Origin of the sequence: Spirosoma arboris (genome assembly GCF_009754945.1) — a bacterium.
Taxonomy (GTDB): Bacteria; Bacteroidota; Bacteroidia; order Cytophagales; family Spirosomataceae; genus Spirosoma; species Spirosoma arboris.
Genome location: NZ_WPIN01000022.1, coordinates 122,933 through 147,856 on the forward strand (window position 1 = coordinate 122,933; position 24,924 = coordinate 147,856).

Consider the following 24,924-nt stretch of genomic DNA (forward strand, 5'->3'; position numbering starts at 1 on the left):
CCCCTCTCCCGAAACGGGAGAGGGGTCGGGGGTGAGGGCCACATCAAATCAGCTTTCTAAGCTTCATGGTCAGCGAATCCTGTTTATAACGTCCCTGCATAGTTAGCGTGCTATCATTCAGCAGTTTATACGTCACACGAAGAGAATCTCCTGGTGCGCCGTTCTCTTTTGGGAAATCGACGCTGAGCCTTTTCGATTTTTCATCCAGCTTATACATTCCGTGTAAATCCTTCTTCTGAAACTTATCTGGATTGTATTTGAACAAACACCCGTATCGCCATTCAAAATAAAGCTTCGACCAGGCCAAATCCGAAGCAACAGCAGTTGAAACGGCCTTGTTGTTGCGGCTCATGGTTTCTACCTGCCACACGCCATTGAGCTTCGTCTTTGGCTCAAAGGAATCCCGCAACGAAGCGATTCGCCAGAACGACAAACCAATCACCAACACCCGGACGATATTGATCAAAACGGTCTTTCCGTTAAGGCTTATTTTTTCCTGATACGACAAGAAAGCGATCTTTAGTTTGTCGTACTCCAATGCCAGCAGAAAAAAGAGCAGGAACGTGTAATGCAGTGCGTTGTAATAGGCTAGTGGAGAAATTTCGTAGAAATGATCAATCAGGTCAATGTTGACCATAACGGGCAACAACACAAAAACGCCAATGAGCCGAGTGCGCCGAAACAGAAGCAGAATACAACCTAAAATTTGCGTCCAGCCCAAAATATAGGCCATTGTTTGCGAGTAACCATAATACGTCCAGGTAAGCCAAAATCCACTCAGTTCTTTAATAGGTGTTTCGAGGACATAGTTGGGTGGCTGAAATTGCGTTTTCAGAATCTTGGCTGCGCCATAGCCCGTAACGGAATAGGCTACGTAAAACGCAATGATGGCTTGAAAAAGGCCATGCAGTTGATTGCCTTTACCGCTACGTTCCCAGGCGTAGGCGATACCGAAACTAACAACCAGCATACCCGCCAGCATCGGCAACGACTTCGACCAGTTGTTAACTACCTCAAATTGCCAGCGCGTAATGGCTTCGGAGGTTTGGGTTAAGCCGATAATCACAACGATCAGGCAAAGAGCTTCGAAAAACTTAAGCCAGAAACTACGAGTCGTTAGCATAAATTGGAAGGTTGTTGATGAGTATAGTCAATTTGAACGATCACATGTGTGACCCCTACAGGGTCAAATGTTTATAGCCAATTTTGTTTCTATAAACGTTTGACCCTGTAGGGGTCACACTGCTCTATAAGTTAGTCGAATTCAAGCTTATTATTTAATTTCCACCGCTCGATTTAGACGCCGGAGCCGTTTTACTTTCAGTCGCTGTAGTCAAATTGGCAGGTGTATCGAGGTGATTCCAGTTAATCAGGACATTCCAGAGTAAGGGCGCGTCATGATGGTTCAGATAGCGATGCAATGGGTCGAAGGTGAACGCAATAACGCGCCCCGTACCTACTGGAACATTGAAAATACCGCCATGTCCGATAATCGTTTGCTCGTTACGAACCATGCCCGAGAGTACATATGGATCTTCTTTTTTCGGCATTGCAGATTTAGGATCTTCTTTAGCGGGCTTTTTGTCGGGCATCCCCATAACGGCCCCTTTGTATTCTTCCTCGTCCTTAAGCGGTTTGGTGCCGTATTGCATCAGCATCATATCGCGGTTTTGTTTCTTCGTTTGCAGAAGAGGAGCCATTCCGCGGAAAATGGAAAAGGTTTCAGGGAAGCCGTACATGATTGGACTATCGGGTTTCCGGTTTTTCACCTGCACAATTGAGCCCGGATGAAATAAGCCTGGTGCATTAGCAGGCTCCAGATCGAGGGCAATTCCTGCTTCGGCAATCATCTTTGATGAGTTATCCAGCGTAATCAGCACACCACCCGCTTCCACAAATTTTTTCAGGTTTTCAAGCCCGGCAAAACCCGGCCCACCGGTAATATCATTGGTGGCATCTGGAAATCCATGCGAGGGATATTCAGCAGTTTTTGTGTACGGAAGCGGACCGAATTTTGAATCTATTTCGTGAATAAAGTTGGTTGCCGAACCGTACATACGGGGAATGAGAATTACGTCGAATTTCTTTCGAAGGTCGCCCGCTTTCAGGTGGTCTTTGTTGATGGACGAATACGGAATACCACGTTGCTCGAACGTATACCGTGCCCACCCTTCGTCCTGCGTGTAAAACCAGCTATGGTAAATAGCCACACGTGGCAAACTGACTTCGTGTTGCCGCATGGGCGAACTGATCGCTGTTGGATCTGCTTTAGTTGCCTTCAAATCCAGGCCAAACTGAGTGGCCAGTTTTTTGGATTGATCGGCCGTTAAGCCCTTAAACACAACGGCTCCAGCCGCCAGTGTATCCTTGCTTCCAGCAATTGTTGTTTTCGTATCCAGTATAACCGCTTTGGCCTGTTTCCCCTGCGATTTCATCCACAGAAGCGCAGGCAATACATTGTTCTGGCCCTTGTAATTCAGTACGTAATCCGTACCATCGCCCGCTATGTTGCCCGCATAGTTCACATCGTCGCTGATCATTTTCAGATCACTCGTCGCGTAGGCTATGCTATCCTCTGCTTTCACGTCTACGCCATACAGATAACCCAGCGTCCAGGCAATATCATCGTAAGGTGGAAATTTCGCTTCTTTTGGGTAATTCTGCTTGGTCAGCAGCGACACCGCCAGATTGCGATACGGCTGATTCAGCAACACTACATAATCTCCCTGATTCTTGCCGGATTCAGCTTTGTGCACCTCAATGGCCTGTGCGCGAAGTTGATTGACCAGATAGGCCGCCATAGCCGGGTCGCGCTGATCTTTCGAAATGACGAATGCGCGCGGCTTTTCTTCTGTGCCTTTCCGAATATTGTTAAGCCCTTTCTGGTAAAAATTCTTCAACAGCATCCGGCTGTTCGTTGCACCATAAGTCAGCGAAGCCAGTACACCAGCCTCCATGTAGTTGATATTGTTCCGGTAAGACCAGTACACTTTTTCGGTAGCCGGATCAGGCCGGTACCATTCTTTTGATGTAACGGCGTCACCCGCATATTTTTCCTGCGACAAATCGCGTAGATACGTAGTAGCGCCCGAGTTACCAAATGTTTCATAGAACCGCCCAACCGCGTTGTGATTATTCGAAATCCAAAGCGCATAACCGGGATACCAGCCGTCGTAAAATGCCCAGGTAAACACCCCTGGTAGCCCTTGTGCAGCCAGCGACGCCATATCATGATTGGCCATCGTCTGCCATTCGCCAATGGTTATCGGGTCAATGGTTTCATTATAAGGGCCGGTTCCGGTCGAGATATAGAGCAGTGGGACAGACTCATGCAAATCAAGACTGGCCGTAGGATGCCATTCATAAAAGATTTTGAACATGGCTTTTGTCAGTGCCTGCGACACTTGTAAGCCATCCCGATTGTTGTCGTGAAAAACGTATTTACCCCAATACGGTGGCGAATCGGGAAAACCATCATCATACTCTTTGCGCACCTTAAAATAGCGGTTGTACCAATCGACCTGTTTATCCCAACCGTCTGGTTCCGAAACCGGGTTGATAATGACAATAATATTATCCCGAATGGTTTTAATATCCGTTGACTGACTGGTAACCAACCGATAAGCCAACTCCATGAGCATCTCTGGTGATCCCATTTCGGGCGAATGCAGGCCGCCGTTCAGGTAATAAACCAGTTTGGTATCGCCCAGAATTTTCTCGATGTCCTGATTGCCCACTTTACGAGGATCGGCCAGCAGCGCCAGTTGCTTTTTGTAATGATCCAGCCGTTTCATAGCATCTTCGCTACCAATCACCACCAACTGAATCGGGCGGCCTTCCTCCGTCGTGCTCACCTGCTGCATGGTGATGTTGGGCGAAGTTTGCGCTAGTTTCTGATAGTAGCCGTAAATCTCAGGCGTCCGGTGAATGATCCCTGGTGTACCAATAATCTGCCCAAAATGCTTGCGGGGCGACGGTACTTTCGGATCGTCGGGAAGGTTAAGCACCGAAGCGGGCAAAAAACGCTTATCGGTCGTGTACTCCTTAATTTTCTCGTTGTATGTTTCGTCTATAGATTGCGCTCGAAGTGATACACTACCCAGCATCAATCCGGCAAGCATGCATGAACGTACCCGATTAAGTCGCTTATTGATAAAGAGTTGCATGAAGTTAGTTTATTGGTTAAGAAAAGAGTTTTTTCTGTGGTTTTGCTGGCAGTTTCTTAGAGATGCATCTCACAACCCATCGCGCAAAAGCAATCAGTTCGACGTATGACCCCGATGGGGTCAAATGCTTATAGAAAGGCCATTATATACTATAAACATTTGACCCCATCGGGGTCATACGTTGGCTTGATTACTCCACCTGAAACTTGAATTTACTGCCTGGGCTTCATCAGCTTCCGTTTGAAATAATCGCCCGTTGCATTGCCCATTTTCAATGCATTGGTGTGCTTCATCCAATGGTGCGTATCGTCGACAATAACGAGCGTTTCCATCGGCACCCCCTGCTTGTCGAGCCGCCGAACGAGATCGGTGCTCTGGGTGAAACGAACGTTTCGATCATCGTCACCATGAATGATGAGAACTGGTGATGTCCAGCCACTGACCGATGAAATGGGCGATGATTGATAGACAAGTTTGCTGGCTGGCTCCAAATCTGGAATTTTTTCGAAACGCATGGCGCTTGGCGCAGTTCCCCCACCTACCCCTTGCTGACTCCAGTCATGTACACCGTGAATATCCACCCCAGCCGCAAAGAGTTTCGAGTCACGGGCCAGCGCGAGGGCTGTCAGGTAACCACCATACGAACCACCATAAATACCGATTCTGGATGGGTCAACCTGCGACTGTTCCGCTAACCAAACACCCGCTGCGCGAACGTCCTGATATTCTGATGCACCCAGGGCTCCGCCGTTGGCAGGCTGATGAAAATCGTAACCATACCCAATTCCCAGCCGGTAATTCACCGATAAGACAACAAAGCCTAAGCTAGCCAGGTATTGGTTAAGCGCATACGAATTGGCATAATAGTCGGAGTAATTCCAGCCCAGCAACATCTGGCGGGGAGGTCCGCCATGCACATAAATGATTGCTGGTTTTTTAGCAGGTCCTCCTGTTTGCTCGAAGAGTTGACCATGCACCGTCATACCATCCGGTGCTTTGAAAATAACCTGCTTTGGGGTAACCAACTGGCTCTGCGGGAAGCTGGCAGGGATCAGATTTTGAGCGAGAACTTTGGTTGCTCCTGTCGTGAAGGGTCTGACCGTTGGTAAAGGGGGACGCTGAGCCGTAGCACTGATCATAGCAATCGTTGCGCCATCGCCTGTCACAACGGGCATCCACTCCAGACCAGCTCCAGGGGTTAGCACCTCCATAGCAGCTTTGTCTACAGGTACGCGCACTACGTGCCGACGGTCGATATCCAGTTTATTATCCAATCCCACATTACCACTGAAAAGCAGCCATTTACGATCATGACTCAACGTAATGTGTTCAGCCATAAATGGGGCCGTGGTCAGTAACAAAGGAGCGCCACCCAGCGAGGCAATAGAATACAGATGCGGCCAGCCATCTTCGTAGGATAGATAAACGATTCGATCATTGGCAGCCCAATGAAGGTTGAACCCACCGTGCGTGGTCGGGATGGAACCCGCCAGCGTTTTAGGGGCCTGCCAAATCTGGGAAGCTGTTCCTGAAGCTACGTCGGCAGTCCAGATTGACCAGGGGCGGTGTCTCCGAACAAGAATAGAATCGGGGGCGCCACCGCTTCCAGGTGTGCGAACAAACACGATTTTCTTCCCATCCGGCGACCAGCTTGGCGAATCATCTTTCGAGAAGGAAGGGGCCAGCCAGGTAATTGGCGTTGTTTCGCTGGTAAAAACACCCACAAAGGCGTGATCTTTCCGATCGCAGACAAAGGCCAACTGCGATCCATCCGGCGACCATTGAATTGAGCTGTTGGTACCCCGCGCATTGAATAATGCTTTAGCCGCCGATGATCCATCGGCCGGTGAAATCCAAACCTGACCACCCTTGATAAACGCAATCCGGTCGCTTTTAGGCGAGATAACGGGCGCATCACCTTCCGCAATCGCTTTTGGCTCACCACCAGCAAAAGGTACGCTCCATATCTGCACTTTAGGCGACACAGGCGAGGACATTGTGTTTACGGGCAACTCATCGTCCCAGTTGGAACCGTGGTCACCACCGCGCACATAAACAACCCATTTCCCATCGTCGGAGATTGATAGGCTGGTAAGCTCCTGACCGTCGTCGTCGGTATAGTTCGTGAGTTTTCGGGGTGTAAAATCTGGTCCCTCGGCCACGTACACATTGCGTTTCCCTTGTTCCGCAAATGCCCACGCAATGCGCGATCCTTTCGCGGAACTAGTTAATTCGTTCGGAAATGGGTAGCTTTTAACGGCTTCCAGCGAGAAGGTTTGCGCCTGTAACCGAGTCGTTTGGGTAAGAAATAAGCCTAGAGTCAGGCAAAAGAAGGTAAGCGTTTTCATGGGCTACTGAATAGAGGAGACTATGCTTGAGTGAGTCTATTAGCGGAAAGACTCAAACTAAGCATATTATTTCCTATTCTGCTTGATCCAAGAAATAAAATTCTAAAAATCAGCCCTATTATACTATAACCTATAGTGGTTCGTCGCTCTTAATTCTAAAAATCGCCCCTTCCAATGTGTCGTCTACCCGAATCTGGCAAGCCAGCCGACTATCGGAATCTGCGTCGGGCAAGGTGTCCAGCATATCGAGTTCAACATCCTGGGCAGATGGCAATGCATCAAATCCGTTCAGCACCTGAACGTGACAGGTCGCGCAGAGAGCCATGCCTCCACAAGTTGCCAGGATGTTATAATCCGACGCTTTTAGTACTTCCATCAGGCTCAGGTTGATGCCTTCAGGAATTTCAATTGGTTGCCGTTCGCCGTTGCGGTCTTCTATGGTGAATTGGATCATGGCAAAAAGTTGTAAGTAATAAGTTGGTAAGTTGTAAGTGGCTGGCGCATTTACTTATGACTTACCAACTTATCACTTACAACTTGGTTAAAAAGTAGGAACGCCGTTGACAGTCGTGTATTTGAAACTCAGTTTCTGGTCGGGATGAACGTAGCGGAAAGCGCTTTGGCACATGAGCGCAGCTTCGTGGAAACCACACAGAATCAGCTTTAACTTGCCAGGATACGTATTAATATCGCCGATGGCATAAATACGTTCGACGTTGGTGGAGTAATCGGTCGTGTCAACATGGATCGCTGATTTGTCGATGGTGAGCCCCCAGTCGGCAATTGGTCCGAGTTTGGGTGTCAGACCAAAGAGTGGAATCAGGTGATCGGCAGCCAGCGTAGTGACGGTTTTATCTTTTGCCGTGATACTGACTTCCTGCAAGTGACCATTGCCGTTGATACTTGTAATATTTGATTGCAGAACCAGGTTGATACGCCCCTGATTGGCCAGATTGAACACTTTTTCCGCCGAGTCGGGCGCTCCCCGGAACGTATCACTACGGTGAACCAAGGTTACCTCACTAGCTACATCAGCTAAGAAAACCGCCCAGTCGAGGGCCGAATCACCCCCACCGGCCAGCACTACCCGACGATCACGTAGCTGCTCGGGATTCTTCACCATGTAGGCAACCCCTTTCCCTTCAAAGCGCTCCAGGTTGATGATTTCAGGCTTACGCGGTTCAAAACACCCAAGTCCACCCGCAATAACGACCACCTGACAATGGACAGCCGTTCCTTCATTAGTCGTAACAATGTAGGAACCATCGGTTTGCCGATCCAGTCCCTCCACACGTTCGCCCAATGTAAAGCCAGGATTGAAAGAGGAAATTTGCTCCATCAGATTATCGACCAGTGTCTGGGCATTGATGGCGGGATAACCCGGAATATCGTAAATCGGCTTCTGCGGATAAATCTCAGAAAGTTGCCCACCCACCTGTGGCAGGGCATCAATCAGGTGACACCGCATTTTCAATAAACCAGCTTCAAAAACGGCAAACAGACCCACCGGACCCGCACCTATTATGCAAATATCTGTTGTTATCATTGGCTTGGTGGGATGTCGATTAACTCCGAATCAACCAACATCCCTTTCGCAGTACGCCGTAAAAGTAGCGTCATACGAAACGCGCAGGCTATCAAAAATCGGAATGAGGGATAAGCAAATGGAATAGGGAGCGATCTGATCAACGGCGAAAAGCGTGGCGATTTGGGTAGTAATAGGCGGAATACACAGAAAATTTGACGAGCTTACCTGACAAACGATTGTTTCCTTCTGGAACCTCTTCACTACAACAACCTGAAAAAGATAACTTATGCTTCCTCTCAAACGCTTTGCTACCAAGACTGTAACCCAGCTCATTGCCATCCTGCCAATTTCCTTACTCGCTACTAACGTATCGTTTGGCCAGGGGCCTCCTGATGCGGACATTTTCCTGGTTGAGCTGACGGGTAAAAATCAGTCTATGCAAGTTGGCAAACCAGTCAATATTACCCAGCGCAAGGGCTATGATAATCAACCCTCGTTCACGCCTGACGGTCAGCAAATTCTATTCACGGCTATGCATGAAGATGGCCAGACCGATATCTATCGCTACGATCTTCAGCAAAAGTCAACGACGCAGCTAACGAAAACGCCCGAAGGTGAATACTCTCCCACTGTCATGCCCGATCAGGCTTATTTCTCCGTTATTCGGATGGAAATGGATAAAACGCAACGCCTGTGGAAATTCCCGATTTCAGGAAACGGCGAACCAACGCTGATTTTGCAAAACGTTAAGCCGGTGGGTTACCACTGCTGGCTCACTCCCGACTGGCTGGCACTATTCATTCTGGGCAAACCGAATTCGCTTCAACTGGCCCACGTTAGTACGGGTGATACGACCCGGATCGAAGGTAGTATTGGGCGATCTCTCCATAAAATTCCAGGCAAAAACGCACTGAGTTTTGTCCATAAACGTACCGAAACCGAGTGGGAGATTAAACAGCTCGACTTAAAGACAAAGCAGATTACAAACATTGCTCCAACCCTACCGGGCAGTGAAGATTTCGTCTGGACACCCGACGGTACGTTGCTTATGGGTAAGGGGCCGATTCTGTACCAACTCAACCCGAGAAATGGTCAGAATTGGACACAAGTGGCCGATTTGAGTTCAGTTGGTGTCAAGCAGTTGACCCGGCTGGCCATTGATCCGAAAGGAACGAAATTAGCGTTGGTTGGACAGTGAACTAGCATATAACGTGCTTCAAGAATAAAAAGGGGATATTTCTAACGAAAATATCCCCTTTTTAAAATAGTATCCTATTTACCAAAAAAGTTAAATTTCTTTAAATCATAAGGAAGTCCATGACGGTCAGCTATTCCTTTGACGATGGCTAAAGGTGTTGAAGTGGCCAATAAACCTGACAGTAAGGCATCGTTTGCTCCTAACTCCGCATCAAAAATAGCTCCCAAATTGGGTGCCCCACTACCATTAGCGGCTAGGATAAAAGGTATCCTGACTTGTAGCGACGCTTCCAGAAAAGTATCATCTAATGCCAATTTATTTGGTATCCTTCCGGTCTTTACTAACCAGCCATCAGCCAGCCATCGGCTTATTTTACCTTTTGTTGCCCCCATTCTCACTAACAAACTCCTTGTCTCTATGTAGCTCATTTTATATACTCCGTGTTATTGCTGATTAAATTTTTTCCTCTTTATCTTGTAATACCTCTTTCAACAGGTTTTGTGCCCATGTCTCCAGTCGCTCTTTTGAAATGGAAGGTTGCAAAGCTCTCAACAACTTCTCTAGAGAAAGCATATAATGACTATGCCGACTACCATCAGTGATTGGTTGTCCTTCTCTTGTGACAGGCTCCAGCACCGTAAAGGAGCGGCTACCGACCGTAAAGGAGCGTTCTTTTACCTGATTCCAGGTATTGACGAATACTTTCTGGCAATCGCCTTTGGTGTGGAAAGGCAAATGACTACTCCGGCCAAAGTTGCTATATAACAAATCAACCGCTTCGTCTTTAGTGAAATGCTGACCTTCTGACAATAAAGGCTGGCCTGCCGACAACAAAGAATACAGGCACTGGATAGTTAGCAGGTTGTTTTTTGTGAACTGGCTCAGGAAACCTTTCGCCATGTTGTGATGACGAAGAGCAGTGGCGCGAACCGTATTGTGCTCTAACATATCCTGCATTTGTGCATTCAAGTCCTCCCATTGATCAAACGGAGTATCTCCCGATACACTAAACTCCACGAAAACTCGCGTGTTGAACTCATGCTCCAATTTCCTTAACCGACTCAGCTTGTCCCCTTCTTGTGGAGACAGCAAGTCTAAGTGTTCATCCCTCATGACCTGATCCCAATGAGACCGGTCATAACCCCGCTCCAGCAAAAACGTCACTGACTTGCCTAGAAAAATCGCATATTCGGCCTCCTTGATCAGCCATTCATAGCTCCCTCCCTGTTCCTGACCTAGTTTGCTCGATCTTCGGGGAACGATCACCAGCATCCGGTCACACTGCCAGATCCGGGGCTGGATCACATCCCGAAAATAAGTGTCAGCTCGCAGACCTTCCACCGTTAACACCTCGATGTCAGCCGGGTGGTGATGCCGATAGTAGCTCTTGATCTGTTCTTTCAAATGCTCTGAAACCGACACCCCATAGTTGAACGAAATGAACACCCGACCTTTGGTGGGCTCCACCCCATTCCGGTTAAGGTTGAGCAGGAAGGTACCAAAGGTGATCAGACCCTGCAGCCAGACAATGGAAGAATGCTGATGACGTAATCCATCAAAGTCGTCGTTGAGGTACTGCACTCGAATCTGTTGTAACTGGTGAAGATCGGCATTGTATTCGATAAGCTGCGCGGCAGTCCCTTGCCCCAGTAAGGCATCATATTCACTAGCCAATTTTGGAAAACGGGCCAAGTATTCATCACTCCTGGATTCCAGACCCAGGTGACGATAGAGTTCATTGAGAAAGTACAGAGCCGTGTTTCGGAAATACTGGGCTTCAAAAATATTATTGTCATGCTCCTGAAACAGCAGGCAGCGGGCTGTGACCTCATCGGCGGCTATTCCCTGGAACCGCTTATCGAAAGCAGCCCAATCGGTAATAGTGGGCACCGACTCCCTCAACTTGCTTTGGATGGATTGTCCAATGGTATCTTCGGCTTGCTTGCCCCAGGCAAAGGCATCAGACAGACTAGAGGTGATAGCAATATCGGCTAGCAGATGGGCAACATCCTCAAAGTAGCGTTGCATGATGATGTCATAATCGCCAGTCAGACTCTGAAGGAAAAACAGAGTAGTGGGAAACATGCCCCGGAACTGCTGGTAGGCATCGCCGGGTCGGTTGTTATACAAAGCCACTTGGGCCTGGATGGTCTCGCCGTGGAGTTTCTGGGGGATGGTGTAGCCAGTCATCAGCACAGGCACGGGCCCGAAATGATGGATAGCTACGCCCAACTGGGGGAATTGGTGGGGAGACGTACGGATTCGGTTGACCAGAAACTTATCCTGCGCGAAATTTCCTCCGGGTTGTAGATTAGTTTCTTTCAGAAGAGTTTCCCAAGGCGTGAATAGTTCCGGACTGAGCCATTTTCGGTTATAGGGAACCAGTAGGATTTGCCTTTTTGAGGAAGAGTGTGGGCTAATTGTGTAGGTGAGTTTGGCATACACATAATGTTCTGCCAACCCGGGTAGCCGGATTTTGCGATCGTAAGACTCTGGCATGGATTAGTCTTTTTTTAGACTTTATAAAAAAAGAAACGCTTTTTTTAGCGTTTTAAACAAAATCAACTACTACCAAACTCTAAAAGGCTTTTTTTAGCCTTTGCCAAATAACCTTTTTGGCATTCTTAGTCTATTTAGCCAAGAATACGAATACTAAAGAGTACAAAAATCTTAAATTTCAACCACAATTAACATAGTATAATTCCTAAAAATAACGAACCGATACAATTTTCAGGTTAATTGTAAAAAAACGCCTAATAATATGTAAGAATCTAAAAAAACAGGCTGCTTGAATTGCATAATTTTGTGTCATGAAGCAAACGGAAAGCGCGCGTGATTTTCATCACCGACTCATTCAGGACAATTCGGAGCCGGGGCAGTTCACGATTTACAAAACGGAGGATCGTCAGGGCTATACACCCTTGCCACATACCCGCCGGGATTTTTATAAAATATCACTGGTGACCCGAGCAGAAGGCATTCTTTCCTATGCCGATAAGTCGTTCCACATTCGGGGTAATGTGATCGCTTTTTTCAACCCGATGATCCCCTACTCCTGGGAGCCTATCTCACAGGATGATTCGGGTTATTCCTGTCTGTTTACAGAAGACTTCATCGGCCATCACTTACATTCGGATAGCCTGTCGAAATCGCCTTTGTTTAAAGTCAGCGGGAATCATGTGCTGGTTCCGGACCAAAAATCGATGACGTTTCTAAACGGTATTTTCGAGCAGATGATTACCGAAATGCGGTCTAATTACGTATACAAGTATGATTTACTACGTAGTTATATACCAATCATCATTCACGAAGCCCTTAAAATAGAGCCGCTCGAAAAGAAACAACAGCCCGGTAGTTCGTCAGCCCGAATCAGTGCATTATTTTTAGATTTACTGGAAAGACAGTTCCCAATTGCCTCACCACAGCATGCCGTTCGGCTGAAAAACGCCAACGAATTTGCCAGTCAATTACCCGTTCATACGAATCATCTGAATAGAGCGCTCAAGGAAACAACCGGCAAAACAACGACAGAACATATCGCCGACCGCTTACTTAAAGAAGCGAAAGCTTTACTACTACATAGCAATTGGGATATTGCCGAAATTGGTTACTGTCTGGGTTTTGAGCACGCGTCAAACTTCAACATCTTTTTTAAGAAACAAACCGGTCAAACACCCAATCACTTCCGAAAGGAGGCTGCTATTTCATAAGTTTGTGTTTGATTCGCATAATTCTTCCTCCTTAGCAGGCTCTACTTTTGCACCAGAAATAACAGCCAATAATTGAGTGTGAAGCTTCACGCCAACAGGAATATTATGGACAATATCAAAAACAAAGTCATCGTCATTACGGGCGCCAGCAGTGGCATGGGCGCAGCCACCGCCCGAAAATTAGCGCAACTCGGTGCTAAGGTCGTGTTAGCCGCTCGCCGTGAAGATCAGCTAAAGGCTCTGGTAAGCGAACTGGGCGATAACGCCATCTACGTACTAACTGACGTCAGTAAAAAAGCTGATCTGGACAACCTCGTTCAACAGGCAATCGGGCGATTCGGGCAGGTAGATGTATTCTGGAATAACGCGGGTATTATGCCGATCTCTTTCTTTGAGGAAGGACTTGTGGACGAGTGGGACAAAATGATCGACATCAACATCAAGGGAGTATTGTATGGCATTAACGCTGTGTTGCCGCATATGCTGGAACGCGGACAAGGCCATATTCTGGCAACATCATCAGTAGGAGGCTTAAAAACGTCGCCAGGAATTGGCGTTTATTCCGGGACAAAATTTGCCGTTCGAGCTATTATGGATACCCTGCGTGAAGAAGTAGCCCAGACCATAAAAGTAACGACCATTTTTCCTGGTGCTACTCAATCCGAATTGGGCCATGACATTACCAGCCCGAAGATTAAAGCCATCTATGGAAACTTAACGAATATGCCCAAGATGGATGAGGAAGCAATTGCCAATGCGGTAATCTACGCGATAAGTCAACCCGACAACATCACCATAAACGATCTGGTACTAAGACCCCTCGGGCAAACCCGGTAAGCCATAGCTGTCGTGTTGGTAAATAAACCAACACGACAGCTATGGCCTGATCAACTATTTACCGCCTTCAAGAAAAGGGCGTGGGTCAAAAAGGACCTTAAGTGAATGGACTTTACCATCTACAACCTGATACCAGCCACAACCGAATATGGTTTTACCCGACATCGTGAGATCGTAAAAAAGGCAGACATCGTCGCCGTCGGCAAAAGCCTTTTGGATGGCGTACTTTAATTTCATTTTCTCCATGTCCTGGATGTACGCGTCACCTCCGTCACGCGATCCAAGGACACCTTTGAACGTCATGTCATCACTCGCCAAACTTCTGGCGATCTTAAAATCTTCGTCATTGATTGCCTGCACGAAGGCAAGTACGATTTCTTTAGCATCGGTTTCTACCGATACAGTCTCCTTGTTCGCTGTCATCTTCTGTCGAATTTGTTGTCCGTTAACGTCTTACTATTGAACCCAAATCTGTTACTAAAACTTCGCTCTATATTGAAAGGTTTTTTGATTGGCAAAAGCAATAATCAAGCTTTGGCGATTAACCCATAGCATGGCATATTTGCGAAAATCAGGTTTATAGACAACGGTATGAAGATGGTTACCAAAGGAGTCAAATTACGCATATGGGTTATTCGGTTTGCCTGGCTTGTCGGCGTTCTATCTGGCTTTACAGCTTGTAATTCGCTAAAACAAAGTCAGCAGGAGACCACTGCCCAAAACAACTATTGTCATCCAACCGTCGACTACAGTTACGATTCAACTTACCTGCCACAGGCTACTATTGACGCTATTTTAAAAGCGGACACTGCGCTGACCAGACGATATTCCCAACATGATTTGCTGATGGCCAACGCCATTGGTGTTATCCCATTGCTACGGGAGCTTATTGTTTTAGAAACGAGTTCAAAAGCGGATGCGCGTCTGGAAAGCGTTATCAAGCATCAGCAAATTCTCAATCGGCTCCTGGTTGCCTCCACGCAGGTTTCCAGTGTAGCTGCCGAGCTCGATTGCGAGGGCGAACGGGCCGACCGATTAGCCACCTATCTAGATCAGTACGATACCCAGCGCATTCGACGATTAACTCTCCTATCGATTATTGTGGGGGCAGCTACAACCGTAGTTACTACGCTCATTCAATCCGATAACACCAGTAAAGTGGTGGGAATCAGCGGGGGAGTTATCGGTGCAGGTTTTGGTGGATTTGCCGCCTTTTCGACGAGTCGAATCATTCATTTGAGCCATCAACGCAACTTACTAACCGATGTCTGGGAGCAAAATCAGCAATCTAAAATCTACCCTCCTTTTGTGTGGTATGTGCTCAATGAGAAGACATTCAGCAACAGTAATCAATATTCGGTCATCCATAATATTCGCCAACGCTGGGAGAATTTCGTTCTGAACGATAGTTCTCCACAGGAACAGGCACTCTATTTTGGGCAGGGTGGCGATTACAAAGCGGATGATTTTCATGCGCGGGCCAACATGCTCAACCAGCTTCAATCGTCGGTTCGTTCGATCAACCAGGATTTGCACAGTCTGGCACTAGCCTTAGCTCGTTGAAGCGGATCAATCCAGTCCACAGGATAAGATAGTTGTACACACGGGCTTTAGTCCGTGTTTTATCTCTATTCATACACGGGCTAAAGCCGAACGCGACCCGGCCCGTGGGTACATCACAAAGCAACACCATGGATGAGTTTGTCGTACGAAAAACAATCAGCCTCAAAGCGGAGCCTTCGGAGGTCTGGAATGCATTGACCAATCCCGAAAAAACCAAGCAATACTTTTTCAACTGCGAGGTCTATTCTGATTGGGAAGTGGGCAGCACAATACTGTTTACGGGAAGGCTATTCCTGATTAAGAAAATCGAACTAAAAGGCCAAATCGTGAAATTTGAGCCCAATAAGCTGCTGAAATACACCTTACAGAATGAGAATGACCCGGACAATTTTTCAACCGTGACCGACGAATTAACCTATGAAAATGGCGAAACCATTCTGTCTATCTCGGATGATGTAGGTCAGGGAAAAGGTGCCGAAGACCGCTATAAACGATCCGAGAAAGGCTGGGATAGTATTTTGAAAGGGCTAAAGGAAGTAGTCGAAGGGAAAGATTCAGCATAGAAAATAAACAGGTATTTAAACACGGAGAACACAGAGGAGTCAAATTCTCTGTGTTCTCCGCGTTTAAAATTCTACCTATTTCCCAATTGTAATTTCTTTCTCTTTATACCCGCCACGCGTCGAAAGCAGTTTGACTTTCGCTTTCACAGGACCAGACTGGTTAAGCTTTACGCGGAATATGGCTTCTTTTTTCTCGCCAGCGTTCGTATAGCCTGCGTAAACAGTTTTATCGAAAAGGTTCGGCTGCGTAATTGTCACTTTGGCGTCTTTGAATCCTTTCAATAAGGCTTTGTCAATGTCTAGTGTCACGCGGTCTTCCTGTACCATCTTGACCCGTTTGGCTTGCTCCAAAGCAACGGGCAACTTACCCGAGTTTGTCCAGGTGGCTTTCACTTCGTATTCATTGTCGGCTAATGACTTCACGGTTACGTCGGTCAGGTCGATTTGTGGTAACTCTTTCGCCATTGCCAAGTTAAACAGCGATTCTCGAGAAATCCAGTTTTCTAACTGGGTAGCCGGACCATTCTGCGCAAAAAACTTGGGGTGAAAGCCCCCAATTTCGACCGCGCCCAACTGCGGATGTGTGAACTTTGTCCAGAGTTTAAAGCCACGTTTGCCGTTGGCTTCATCATCCCACATCAGGCCATCGTATTCGTCATAATCACCATCGCCATCATAGTCTTTCATGGCTCCCCCGTTCCAGAGTTCATCACCGTACCAAACGGCACCGTACTGAAAATAGCCAAAATCAGGCCCGTGACCGAACAGTGGCTCGGGCTTAGTAGGGTCACCCGTAAGGCGATTAACCTTGTTTCGCGTGTTGTATACATCATACACATCACCAGCCCACGGGTAGTGCGTAAATGACAATCCCAGGCTGTCCATATGTTTATAAATGGCCAGATCGGGCGGGAACATACTTTCGGCACTGGCCGAAGTGGACGGTGGACGCAGGTGCATCGGTACGCGCGTATCCATTGAGTTCACGACAGTAACGTTCGGGTGGCCCATGAGCCAAACAAACGTCGCCCGTGTTTCGGGTTCGCTGAGCGGGTATTCGCTGGCACCGCCCTGCGTATAACCCCGACCGGTGAAATCACCATTCTGATCGGGCCGCCAGTTTTCGGGGTAGTTTCGGTGATTGTCGAGTCCGCCAATACCGTCTTCATTGTATTTACCGTCGCCATCATTGTCGATTCCTTCGGTATACACGATATAATCGCCCTGCCCAGGCTGAACCCGTTTCATCAACCGGCCCGCTTTGTCTTTGGGGTCAATGACGTATTCGGCTTTTTCCAGCTCCTCTTTGGTCGTTGCCTTCTTCCGAATCTGGTAAATAATTCCATCCCCATCGAGGTCATCTTCAGCATCTTCGTCCAGCAATCCATCTTTATCATCATCGCGGGGACGCATGGAACTCCGGTTCCGCTGAGCGGTAAACAGATACATCGTAGCGCCATCGGGATTATTCTCTGGCCGGAGATAAATCGACTTGGTATCCAGCAGCTTCGTAATTGCCGGATCTTTTCCGTAATTATCCAGCAGGTGTTTTGTCAGCCATAGAACAGCCTCACTACTAGTTACTTCGCCACTATGACGACCACCTTCAAAATAGGCAGCGGGCTTATCGGTATGCTTACCCGTTTTCTTATTTGTGAGGGTCATTTGCAGAATTGGTCGACCTTCGTAGCTCTTCGCTACTTCATATAGCTCAACCAGATTCGGGTATTGTTCGGCCCATTTTCGGCACCAGCTATACATCACATCGGGCGTGTGGTACGTATCGAATGTAAGCGTTGGTCCTGGTTCGTACTGAACGTCTTTAAACTTATGTTTTTTAAAATAGCTGATGCCGTGCCGATCCCCTTTCACGGTATAGAACTTGCGGGCGGTGTCCTGTTCCGGCCATTTCTCTTCGGTACCGTAGTAGGATTTTTGGGCATAGATGGTTGATGAACAGATAAGACAGATTACTAACGTACTGAAGTGTTTCATAGATGATTGGTTACGAAGAAGACGAATAGAATTCACCCAAACGTGCGATTTCAGACAGGCAATTTATCAATGATTTTGCGGACGACGAAGAGTAACGAAGAATCTCTTTTAAAATATCCAGAACACCAATTTTTGTGAGGACATAACAGGATTTTATCGACTTTTTTTAGGAATACGGTAGAATCAATCCTAATTCCGTACTTGCATCCGCCTTAACTCTCTGACCAGAATCGCCATGAACGCTCGTTTACTCCTTTCCTTACTCCCTATTTTACTTTGGTGTTGCTCCGAAAAGTCTGGGCAACGCGCGAATTCCGATAAAGCGGCTGCCCAGCTGCTTACCTACGCCGATTCCAGCACCTCATCATTTCGGTTTCTAAAACAAGACACGATTGGCGGCCTGCAATACCGAACAGTTGAGACGACTTACAAGGTTGTCAGCGTAGATATGGACGACAAAGAACTGACTCATTATCTGGTTAAATTCAACACGATAACTGATGCTGGTACACAACTGGAAGGCCAGACAAGAACCATTCAGTTTGCCCTAAGTCCACTGGAAAACCCATCGAAAACAATCCTGACTGCCAAACACGACTGCGACGAGCTAACCTTCGACTGGCAGCATTACCAAACCGTAAAACACGGCTGCTGCGGTAGCCTGGATCAAGTCAACTACTATGATTATCAGAACAAATTGCTCATTGAAGGCGACAGTAAAATCGTAGCAGCCTCTATTCCGAATCAATTTACGTTCTACTTTGCATTTCAGTCCGAGCAAGGAAAGGATACCACGACCATTGGCACATTGAACCTGAGCTACAGCAGTAGCGAAGCGTATCATATCAAAATAAAGGCATTGCATCCTGCTTCTGAAGATTGTGGCCCAGTAGTGCCTATCGTAACACTTCGGTCAACTAATGCCAAGGATACATATGATGAAGGCTCAAAACAGTATGATCTATGGTCGCAGGAGCATAACAAATCGCCCCGAGAGCTTAATGGCCTTACCATACGGGTCAACTTTGATTGTGATTCGAAGCTTGGCATCATTGATATTCCCCTCGTTAATGGCCGACCTTTTGGCAAAGAAGACAAGAATCAGGTGTATCAGGTAAAAAACCGAAGTAGGGAGTAACCTATAGTTTCGTAAATTCACCAGTTCATTTAGACCCTATCTTCTGCCCTAACACCCTTTACATATGAAATCGTATCTTCTATTCCTCACCACCTGTCTGATTAGCCAACTAGCCTGGGCGCAGGCTGATGTGCAAAAGCGCTACCAGACCAAACTCATCATGGCCGATAACGGAAGCACCGTTGACCTCGATGCGGGTACGTTTACATTTACGGGCACCCTCTCGCTGGAAGACAAAAAACGTATTATTATCCGGGGGAAGGGCATCGACAAAACCATATTGAGTTTCAAAGGTCAGACCGACGGGGCCGAAGGCTTGCGGGTATCCAATGCCGAAGAGATTGTTATTGAGAACCTAACCGTTCAGGATTCAAAAGGCGACGGCGTCAAAACCATGAAAGTAAAAGGCATTACGTTCCGAAACGTGAAGGTTGAATGGACAGGTCCGCCGAAAGCTGAAAACGGTGGCTACGGCCTCTATCCGGTGCAGTGCGATAACGTCGTGATTGACGGTTGCACCGCTATTGGGGCTTCCGATGCAGGAATTTATGTTGGGCAGTCACGCGGGATTGTTGTCAAAAACAGTAAAGCCTACCATAACGTGGCGGGTATCGAAATTGAGAATTCGCGCAATGCCGACGTGTTTGACAATGAAGCGTATGACAATACGGGAGGCATCCTGGTCTTCGACCTACCCGATCTGGTGCAGAAACAGGGTGGTAATGTGCGGGTATTCAACAATTACGTTCACGACAATAATCTGCCTAATTTCGCTCCTGCGGGCAACATTGTGGCTGGCGTATCGGATGGAACGGGTTTAATGATTCTGGCGGCCAATGGTGTGGAAGTCTTCAACAATCGATTCATTCGCAATCAGACTCTGGGAACGGGCATCATTAGCTATCTGCTTACCGAACGACCAATTACTGATAAAGCGTATTACCCGTTTGCTACGGCCATTTCGATTCACGATAACGTCTACGAGCGTAATCCTGGTCCAGCTAGTTCGCGTGGTCGATACAACCAAATCTTCGACAAGATTCTAAAGGCAGGCCAGTCTGTTCCGCACATCATCTATGACGGCATCGCAGATCCGGGCACTTTCGATAAAGACGGAAATCCGCTGCCAGGCAAACGTATCTGCATCCGCAACAATAAAAATCAGAGCCTCGTCAACCTCGATGCTGGACGACAGTTTAAAAACGTTTCGTTCAATGCTACCCCTTTCGATTGCCAGTTGGAGCCACTAAAAACAACCACCAGCGCCCGTTAAAAACGATGCGTACATACCTAGTTTGGGGCTTGTTCCTGAGTACTTCCTGGCTGATTTTAGTCAGTTGGCGAACGGTATCAGCGCCCGAAAAGTTATCCGATTACGGCTTTTTCAAGGGAAACTCAGCCAATCAGCAGCCAGCGGATGGGGTTGTGCCTTATGCGCTCAATACACCTTTATTTTCGGATTATGCCGAGAAATTACGGTTTATAAAACTACCTAGCGGTCAATCCGTTGCGTATAATGACACGGCTGTGCTCAATTTCCCGGTCGGCACCACGCTCATTAAAACGTTCTATTATCCGAATGATTTTCGTGATCCAACCAAAGGACGGCGATTACTGGAAACACGTTTACTCATTCACCAGCCTGAAGGTTGGAAAGCATTCGACTACGTGTGGAACGACGAACAAACCGATGCTCTTCTAGAGGTAGCGGGCGATACAAAAACCATCAGCTACGTAGATGCCAGGGGAGCTACTCACCAACAGAACTACACCATTCCCAACCTGAACCAGTGCAAAGGATGCCATAACCGAAACGAAGTCATGATGCCCATTGGTCCATCGGTACGACAACTCAATGGCGATCTGGCATATGGCGCAGGAAAAGAAAATCAACTAACTCACTGGCAGCAGGCGGGTATGATCACAGGCTTGCCAGCCTTAGCCAATTGCCCAAAAACACCCATCTGGAACAAACCCGAAACGGGTTCGCTCAACGACCGGGCGCGTGCCTGGCTCGACATCAACTGTGCCCATTGTCACAATCCCAGTGGTCCAGCCATGACATCAGGTTTAAATCTGAGCATTTCGGAAACTGACCCAACGGCGCTAGGCATCCTGAAAACACCCGTTGCTGCCGGACGCGGATCGGGCGGCTATACCTTTGATATTGTACCGGGCAAACCAGAGGAATCCATTCTGATTTACCGAATAAACTCAACCGACCCCGGCGAAATGATGCCCGAATTAGGCCGAAAAACCATTCACGCCGAAAGTGTAGAATTACTTCGGGATTGGATTAAAGCGATGCACTAGTTTCTGACAGGGTTTTTCAAGGCTAATTAATCCTGTTTTATCCTGTAAATCCTGTCAGAAAAAACCTTTTCCTAAACCTATGAAAAAACACCCTTCCACATCATTAACCCTCTCCCGCCGGACATTTACAGCCGGGGCTATTTCGGCCGGATTATTACAGACTCCATTAGCAGAAGCCGCCGATAAACTCCTGAATCCAACCGTTTCCCGAACCGACAAACTCGTTATTTACCAGATTTTCACCCGCTTGTTCGGCAACCAGAAAACCGCCAACAAGACCTGGGGGAGTCGCGATGAAAACGGTGTTGGGAAGTTCAATGACATTACCGATAAGGCGTTGCAGGAACTGAAGAAGTTTGGCATTTCGCACGTCTGGTATACGGGCGTTATTGAACACGCCCTTATGACCGATTATTCAGCGAATGGTATTCCAAAAGATAATCCACTGGTTGTGAAAGGGCGCGCTGGATCACCTTATGCTATCAAGGATTATTATGATGTCAATCCTGATCTGGCCGTTGATGTTAAAAATCGAATGCGGGAATTCGAGAGTTTACTCAAGCGATCACACGCGAACGGCTTGAAGGTGATTATTGATTTTGTACCCAATCACCTGGCGCGCCAGTATCATTCCAATGCGAAACCGTCTGGCATTGAGGACATGGGCCAAACCGACGATAAGACAAAAGCATTTGACTCACAAAACAACTTTTATTATCTGCCTAAAGAGTCATTCCAGGTGCCCGATGGTGTGTCTATTCCCGACGGTTTGTCAACAGGATCGTATGCAGAAAATCCGGCTAAGGCGACAGGGAACGATGTCTTCAAGGCCAAACCCAGCATTGATGACTGGTACGAAACCATCAAATTAAACTACGGCGTCGACTACCAGAATAACCGCCAAACGCACTTCGCTCCTATCCCTTCGACCTGGTTTAAAATGCGGGATATTCTGTTATTCTGGGCTCAAAAAGGTGTCGATGGATTTCGCTGCGACATGGCCGAAATGGTGCCTGTCGAATTCTGGGGTTGGGCCATTCCACAAGTAAAAGCGTTCCGTTCCAGCTTAGTATTCATTGCCGAAATCTATAATCCGAAAGAGTACAAAAATTACATTCAGACCGGCAAATTCGACTACCTCTACGACAAGGTCGGCCTATATGATGCTCTCCGGCGATTGATGGAGGATAAGGATAAAGCCACTACAGAAGATATTACGAAAGTCTGGCAAACCGAATCCGGGGATATTTCGGACCATATGGTCCGGTTTCTGGAAAACCACGACGAGCAGCGAATTACCTCCAAATTTTTCGCAGGTGACCCCTGGGCAGCCGTTCCGGCGATGACGCTTTCGGCAACGCTGCATACAGGTCCGGTCATGCTTTATTTTGGACAGGAATTGGGCGTAAATCCTACAATGGCTGAAGGTTTCCAGGGCGACGACGGGCGCACCACCATCTTCGATTACTGGGGAATCCCCGAATACCAGGCCTGGACAAACGGCAAAAAATTCGATGGAGGTAAACTCACTGCCAACCAGAAAAAGCTACGACAATTCTACCAGCAACTCAATCAATTGGTCAACACCAGCGACGCCATTCGAACAGGTGGCTTCTATGATTTACAGGCCAGCAACACCCAAAGCGCAGGCTATGACCAGCAGCGACTTTACAGTTATCTACGCTATTCTGGTAAGCAAAGGCTCCTGATTATCTGCAACTTCGACAAAACGAAACCAGCGCAGACAACAGTAAAAATCCCCGATGATGCGTGGCAAAAACTAAAAATCAATGGCTCGGCAACGCACTCGTTTCAGGATATTTTTCGAACCAAGGTAAAGCTAACGAGCAAGGATAGTGTCCCTATTACACTGCCACCATTGGGTGTATTGGTACTGGAAATTAGTTAAATTGTTAACTGCAAATTGAAAACAACCTGACTATGAAATATATCTTCTCCTTCCTCCTGCTTACAGTCTCTTCTGCGTTTGCCCAGACAGAGGCAAACCGTTCAGTAGCCCACATAACGACCTATCAGCCACCCGTTTTCACGGATACTGACCGACTGAAACGACTGGAAGCGGCCTTTCCCATTGTCGAAAAAATATACAAAGAAGCAGCCGAGAAACGTCATCTTCCGGGTATCGCTTTTGGAGTTGTTCTGGATGGGAAGCTGGTGTACTCGGGCGGAGTTGGCTACACCGACGTGGCGAAGAAAATACCCGCAACATCCAAATCACTGTTTCGGATTGCATCAATGACTAAAAGCCTGACGTCGATGGCTATTCTGAAACTTCGTGATGAAGGCAAACTTCAACTCGATGATCCTGCCGAAAAGTATATTCCAGAACTGAAATCGCACAAATACCTGACGGCTGATGCGCCCCTCATTACGATCCGCAATCTGATGACCCATTCGGCGGGTTTTCCCGAAGACAATCCCTGGGGCGACCGACAACTGGATGATTCAGACGCCGATTTATTGAAGCTAATCAAAGGCGGTATCTCCAATTCGAACGTGCCGAGCTTTACGTACGAATACAGTAATCTTGGTTTCGCCATGTTGGGCCACATCATTACCGTTGTATCGAAAAAACCGTATCAGCAGTACATCACCGAAACGATTTTGAAACCGCTGGGCATGAACGACACGCAGTGGGAATATACCAAAATACCCGCGGAGAAATTAGCCCTGGGGTACCGCTGGCAGGATGAAAAATGGCTTGAAGAGCCGCTCCTTCACGATGGTTCGTATGGCGCGATGGGCGGCTTAATTACCTCCATCGACGATTTCAGTAAATACGTTGCGCTCCACCAAAGCGCCTGGCCACCAAGCAATGCGCCTGATAATGCACCTATTAAACGGAGTTCGTTACGGGAGATGCAAAAGCCCTGGACGTTATCAGGCTTGAATGCACAGGCTAAAAATTCAGCAGGACAATTATGCCCTGAGGTAACGGGGTATGGTTACGGATTACGATGGGGTCAAAACTGTAAAGGACAGATAGGCATCGGGCATACAGGTGGATTGCCGGGTTTCGGAAGTCAATGGCGAATCCTGACCGATTATGGCGTTGGCATTATTTCATACGCCAACCTGACCTATGCCGGAATGGGCGCTGTGAATGCAGTTGTGCTCGATACACTGGTAGGTATCGGGAAATTACCACCACGTCAGTTACCCGTTTCGGCCATTCTCGCCCAACGCAAAGCCGAATTAGTGAAACTGCTTCCCGATTGGACGAAGGCTGAACAAAGCGGTATTTTCGCCGAAAATTTCTTCCCCGATAAGTCAGTCGCGATACGTCGGAAAGTAGTGCAGGATTTGTACGCCAAAGTGAGTAAAATTGAACGAGTCAGTGAGCTTATTCCCGAAAATCAGTTGCGCGGTCATTTCCTGCTGGAAGGTGAGAAAGCAAACATCGACGTATTTTTCACCCTGACGCCCGAAAATCCTGCCCTCATTCAGCAGTTGGACTTTCGGGAAGTGAGTAAATAGTTTCAAGTTCAATGTTCCACGTTTCATGTTCAGTTGCCCTTATGAAACGTGGAACATTGAACCTGAA

Annotated in this window: 19 protein-coding genes; 10 read left to right on the forward strand and 9 right to left on the reverse strand. The window is 47.5% G+C overall.

The genetic code is table 11. The annotated features are described in order from the left end of the window. Positions 1–43: 43 nt before the first annotated feature. The 5 genes from GO755_RS35530 to GO755_RS35550 all read right to left on the reverse strand — a co-directional run bounded on the left by GO755_RS35530 (position 44) and on the right by GO755_RS35550 (position 8,060). A complete protein-coding gene (locus tag GO755_RS35530; RefSeq protein WP_157590194.1) occupies positions 44–1,123 on the reverse strand; it encodes a hypothetical protein in 1,080 nt (359 codons plus the stop codon). A gap of 154 nt (positions 1,124–1,277) precedes the next feature. Then, the gene (locus GO755_RS35535) at positions 1,278–4,166 is read right to left on the reverse strand and encodes a M14 family zinc carboxypeptidase (RefSeq protein ID WP_157590195.1); all 2,889 of its coding nucleotides are present in this window, start codon (positions 4,164–4,166) and stop codon (positions 1,278–1,280) included. Between the two features lie 212 nt (positions 4,167–4,378). After that, the gene (locus GO755_RS35540; RefSeq protein WP_157590196.1) at positions 4,379–6,514 is read right to left on the reverse strand and encodes a S9 family peptidase; all 2,136 of its coding nucleotides are present in this window, start codon (positions 6,512–6,514) and stop codon (positions 4,379–4,381) included. Positions 6,515–6,644: 130 nt separating this feature from the next. After that, on the reverse strand, positions 6,645–6,968 hold the full coding sequence (locus tag GO755_RS35545) for a 2Fe-2S iron-sulfur cluster-binding protein (RefSeq protein WP_157590197.1): 324 nt from the start codon (positions 6,966–6,968) through the stop codon (positions 6,645–6,647). An 87-nt stretch (positions 6,969–7,055) separates the two neighbouring features. Then, the gene (locus GO755_RS35550) at positions 7,056–8,060 is read right to left on the reverse strand and encodes an NAD(P)/FAD-dependent oxidoreductase (RefSeq protein WP_157590198.1); all 1,005 of its coding nucleotides are present in this window, start codon (positions 8,058–8,060) and stop codon (positions 7,056–7,058) included. 268 nt (positions 8,061–8,328) lie between these two features. Here GO755_RS35550 and GO755_RS35555 point away from each other — a divergent pair, with 268 nt between their 5' ends. Then, on the forward strand, positions 8,329–9,240 hold the full coding sequence (locus tag GO755_RS35555) for a TolB family protein (protein WP_157590199.1): 912 nt from the start codon (positions 8,329–8,331) through the stop codon (positions 9,238–9,240). 74 nt (positions 9,241–9,314) lie between these two features. Here the strand turns inward: GO755_RS35555 and GO755_RS35560 are convergent, their stop codons facing one another. Continuing rightward, positions 9,315–9,668 carry a hypothetical protein gene (locus GO755_RS35560; RefSeq protein ID WP_157590200.1) on the reverse strand — a complete coding sequence of 118 codons (354 nt, stop codon included), beginning with the start codon at positions 9,666–9,668 and terminating at the stop codon, positions 9,315–9,317. 25 nt (positions 9,669–9,693) lie between these two features. After that, positions 9,694–11,739 (reverse strand): hypothetical protein, encoded by a 2,046-nt coding sequence (locus GO755_RS35565; RefSeq protein WP_157590201.1) that lies wholly within the window; start codon positions 11,737–11,739, stop codon positions 9,694–9,696. A gap of 311 nt (positions 11,740–12,050) precedes the next feature. Between GO755_RS35565 and GO755_RS35570 the strand changes: the two genes are divergently transcribed. Both GO755_RS35570 and GO755_RS35575 read left to right on the forward strand, forming a co-directional pair. Beyond that, on the forward strand, positions 12,051–12,950 hold the full coding sequence (locus GO755_RS35570; RefSeq protein ID WP_157590202.1) for a helix-turn-helix domain-containing protein: 900 nt from the start codon (positions 12,051–12,053) through the stop codon (positions 12,948–12,950). Positions 12,951–13,055: 105 nt separating this feature from the next. Continuing rightward, entirely contained in the window at positions 13,056–13,787 is a 732-nt protein-coding gene (locus GO755_RS35575; RefSeq protein ID WP_157590203.1) for an SDR family oxidoreductase, read from the forward strand. Positions 13,788–13,841: 54 nt separating this feature from the next. Here GO755_RS35575 and GO755_RS35580 read toward each other — a convergent pair whose 3' ends face one another. After that, a complete protein-coding gene (locus tag GO755_RS35580; RefSeq protein WP_157590204.1) occupies positions 13,842–14,210 on the reverse strand; it encodes a nuclear transport factor 2 family protein in 369 nt (122 codons plus the stop codon). Between the two features lie 168 nt (positions 14,211–14,378). Between GO755_RS35580 and GO755_RS35585 the strand changes: the two genes are divergently transcribed. After that, the gene (locus GO755_RS35585) at positions 14,379–15,350 is read left to right on the forward strand and encodes a hypothetical protein (protein ID WP_227687218.1); all 972 of its coding nucleotides are present in this window, start codon (positions 14,379–14,381) and stop codon (positions 15,348–15,350) included. Between the two features lie 128 nt (positions 15,351–15,478). Further along, the gene (locus tag GO755_RS35590) at positions 15,479–15,913 is read left to right on the forward strand and encodes an SRPBCC family protein (protein ID WP_157590205.1); all 435 of its coding nucleotides are present in this window, start codon (positions 15,479–15,481) and stop codon (positions 15,911–15,913) included. Positions 15,914–15,988: 75 nt separating this feature from the next. Here the strand turns inward: GO755_RS35590 and GO755_RS35595 are convergent, their stop codons facing one another. Then, a complete protein-coding gene (locus tag GO755_RS35595; protein WP_157590206.1) occupies positions 15,989–17,908 on the reverse strand; it encodes a M14 family metallopeptidase in 1,920 nt (639 codons plus the stop codon). Between the two features lie 235 nt (positions 17,909–18,143). Between GO755_RS35595 and GO755_RS35600 the strand changes: the two genes are divergently transcribed. From GO755_RS35600 to GO755_RS35620, 5 genes are all read left to right on the forward strand, one after another. Next, positions 18,144–19,046: a hypothetical protein gene (locus GO755_RS35600; protein ID WP_157590207.1), complete on the forward strand. Its 903-nt coding sequence runs from the start codon at positions 18,144–18,146 to the stop codon at positions 19,044–19,046. Between the two features lie 64 nt (positions 19,047–19,110). Next, the gene (locus tag GO755_RS35605; RefSeq protein ID WP_157590208.1) at positions 19,111–20,319 is read left to right on the forward strand and encodes a parallel beta-helix domain-containing protein; all 1,209 of its coding nucleotides are present in this window, start codon (positions 19,111–19,113) and stop codon (positions 20,317–20,319) included. Positions 20,320–20,324: 5 nt separating this feature from the next. After that, entirely contained in the window at positions 20,325–21,359 is a 1,035-nt protein-coding gene (locus GO755_RS35610; protein ID WP_157590209.1) for an SO2930 family diheme c-type cytochrome, read from the forward strand. A gap of 79 nt (positions 21,360–21,438) precedes the next feature. Further along, positions 21,439–23,268 carry an alpha-amylase family protein gene (locus GO755_RS35615; protein WP_157590210.1) on the forward strand — a complete coding sequence of 610 codons (1,830 nt, stop codon included), beginning with the start codon at positions 21,439–21,441 and terminating at the stop codon, positions 23,266–23,268. Positions 23,269–23,300: 32 nt separating this feature from the next. Then, positions 23,301–24,857: a serine hydrolase domain-containing protein gene (locus GO755_RS35620; protein ID WP_157590211.1), complete on the forward strand. Its 1,557-nt coding sequence runs from the start codon at positions 23,301–23,303 to the stop codon at positions 24,855–24,857. Positions 24,858–24,924: the final 67 nt, after the last annotated feature.

Excerpts from the sequence above, each read along its gene's own strand:
- GO755_RS35565 (WP_157590201.1), bottom strand. The coding sequence starts at position 11,739 with ATGCCAGAGTCTTACGATCGCAAAATCCGGCTACCCGGGTTGGCAGAA.
- GO755_RS35590 (WP_157590205.1), top strand. The coding sequence starts at position 15,479 with ATGGATGAGTTTGTCGTACGAAAAACAATCAGCCTCAAAGCGGAGCCT.
- GO755_RS35540 (WP_157590196.1), bottom strand. The coding sequence starts at position 6,514 with ATGAAAACGCTTACCTTCTTTTGCCTGACTCTAGGCTTATTTCTTACC.
- GO755_RS35610 (WP_157590209.1), top strand. The coding sequence starts at position 20,325 with ATGCGTACATACCTAGTTTGGGGCTTGTTCCTGAGTACTTCCTGGCTG.
- GO755_RS35580 (WP_157590204.1), bottom strand. The coding sequence starts at position 14,210 with ATGACAGCGAACAAGGAGACTGTATCGGTAGAAACCGATGCTAAAGAA.
- GO755_RS35595 (WP_157590206.1), bottom strand. The coding sequence starts at position 17,908 with ATGAAACACTTCAGTACGTTAGTAATCTGTCTTATCTGTTCATCAACC.
- GO755_RS35605 (WP_157590208.1), top strand. The coding sequence starts at position 19,111 with ATGAAATCGTATCTTCTATTCCTCACCACCTGTCTGATTAGCCAACTA.
- GO755_RS35585 (WP_227687218.1), top strand. The coding sequence starts at position 14,379 with ATGAAGATGGTTACCAAAGGAGTCAAATTACGCATATGGGTTATTCGG.
- GO755_RS35555 (WP_157590199.1), top strand. The coding sequence starts at position 8,329 with ATGCTTCCTCTCAAACGCTTTGCTACCAAGACTGTAACCCAGCTCATT.
- GO755_RS35620 (WP_157590211.1), top strand. The coding sequence starts at position 23,301 with ATGAAATATATCTTCTCCTTCCTCCTGCTTACAGTCTCTTCTGCGTTT.
- GO755_RS35575 (WP_157590203.1), top strand. The coding sequence starts at position 13,056 with ATGGACAATATCAAAAACAAAGTCATCGTCATTACGGGCGCCAGCAGT.
- GO755_RS35545 (WP_157590197.1), bottom strand. The coding sequence starts at position 6,968 with ATGATCCAATTCACCATAGAAGACCGCAACGGCGAACGGCAACCAATT.
- GO755_RS35560 (WP_157590200.1), bottom strand. The coding sequence starts at position 9,668 with ATGAGCTACATAGAGACAAGGAGTTTGTTAGTGAGAATGGGGGCAACA.
- GO755_RS35600 (WP_157590207.1), top strand. The coding sequence starts at position 18,144 with ATGAACGCTCGTTTACTCCTTTCCTTACTCCCTATTTTACTTTGGTGT.
- GO755_RS35615 (WP_157590210.1), top strand. The coding sequence starts at position 21,439 with ATGAAAAAACACCCTTCCACATCATTAACCCTCTCCCGCCGGACATTT.
- GO755_RS35530 (WP_157590194.1), bottom strand. The coding sequence starts at position 1,123 with ATGCTAACGACTCGTAGTTTCTGGCTTAAGTTTTTCGAAGCTCTTTGC.
- GO755_RS35570 (WP_157590202.1), top strand. The coding sequence starts at position 12,051 with ATGAAGCAAACGGAAAGCGCGCGTGATTTTCATCACCGACTCATTCAG.
- GO755_RS35550 (WP_157590198.1), bottom strand. The coding sequence starts at position 8,060 with ATGATAACAACAGATATTTGCATAATAGGTGCGGGTCCGGTGGGTCTG.
- GO755_RS35535 (WP_157590195.1), bottom strand. The coding sequence starts at position 4,166 with ATGCAACTCTTTATCAATAAGCGACTTAATCGGGTACGTTCATGCATG.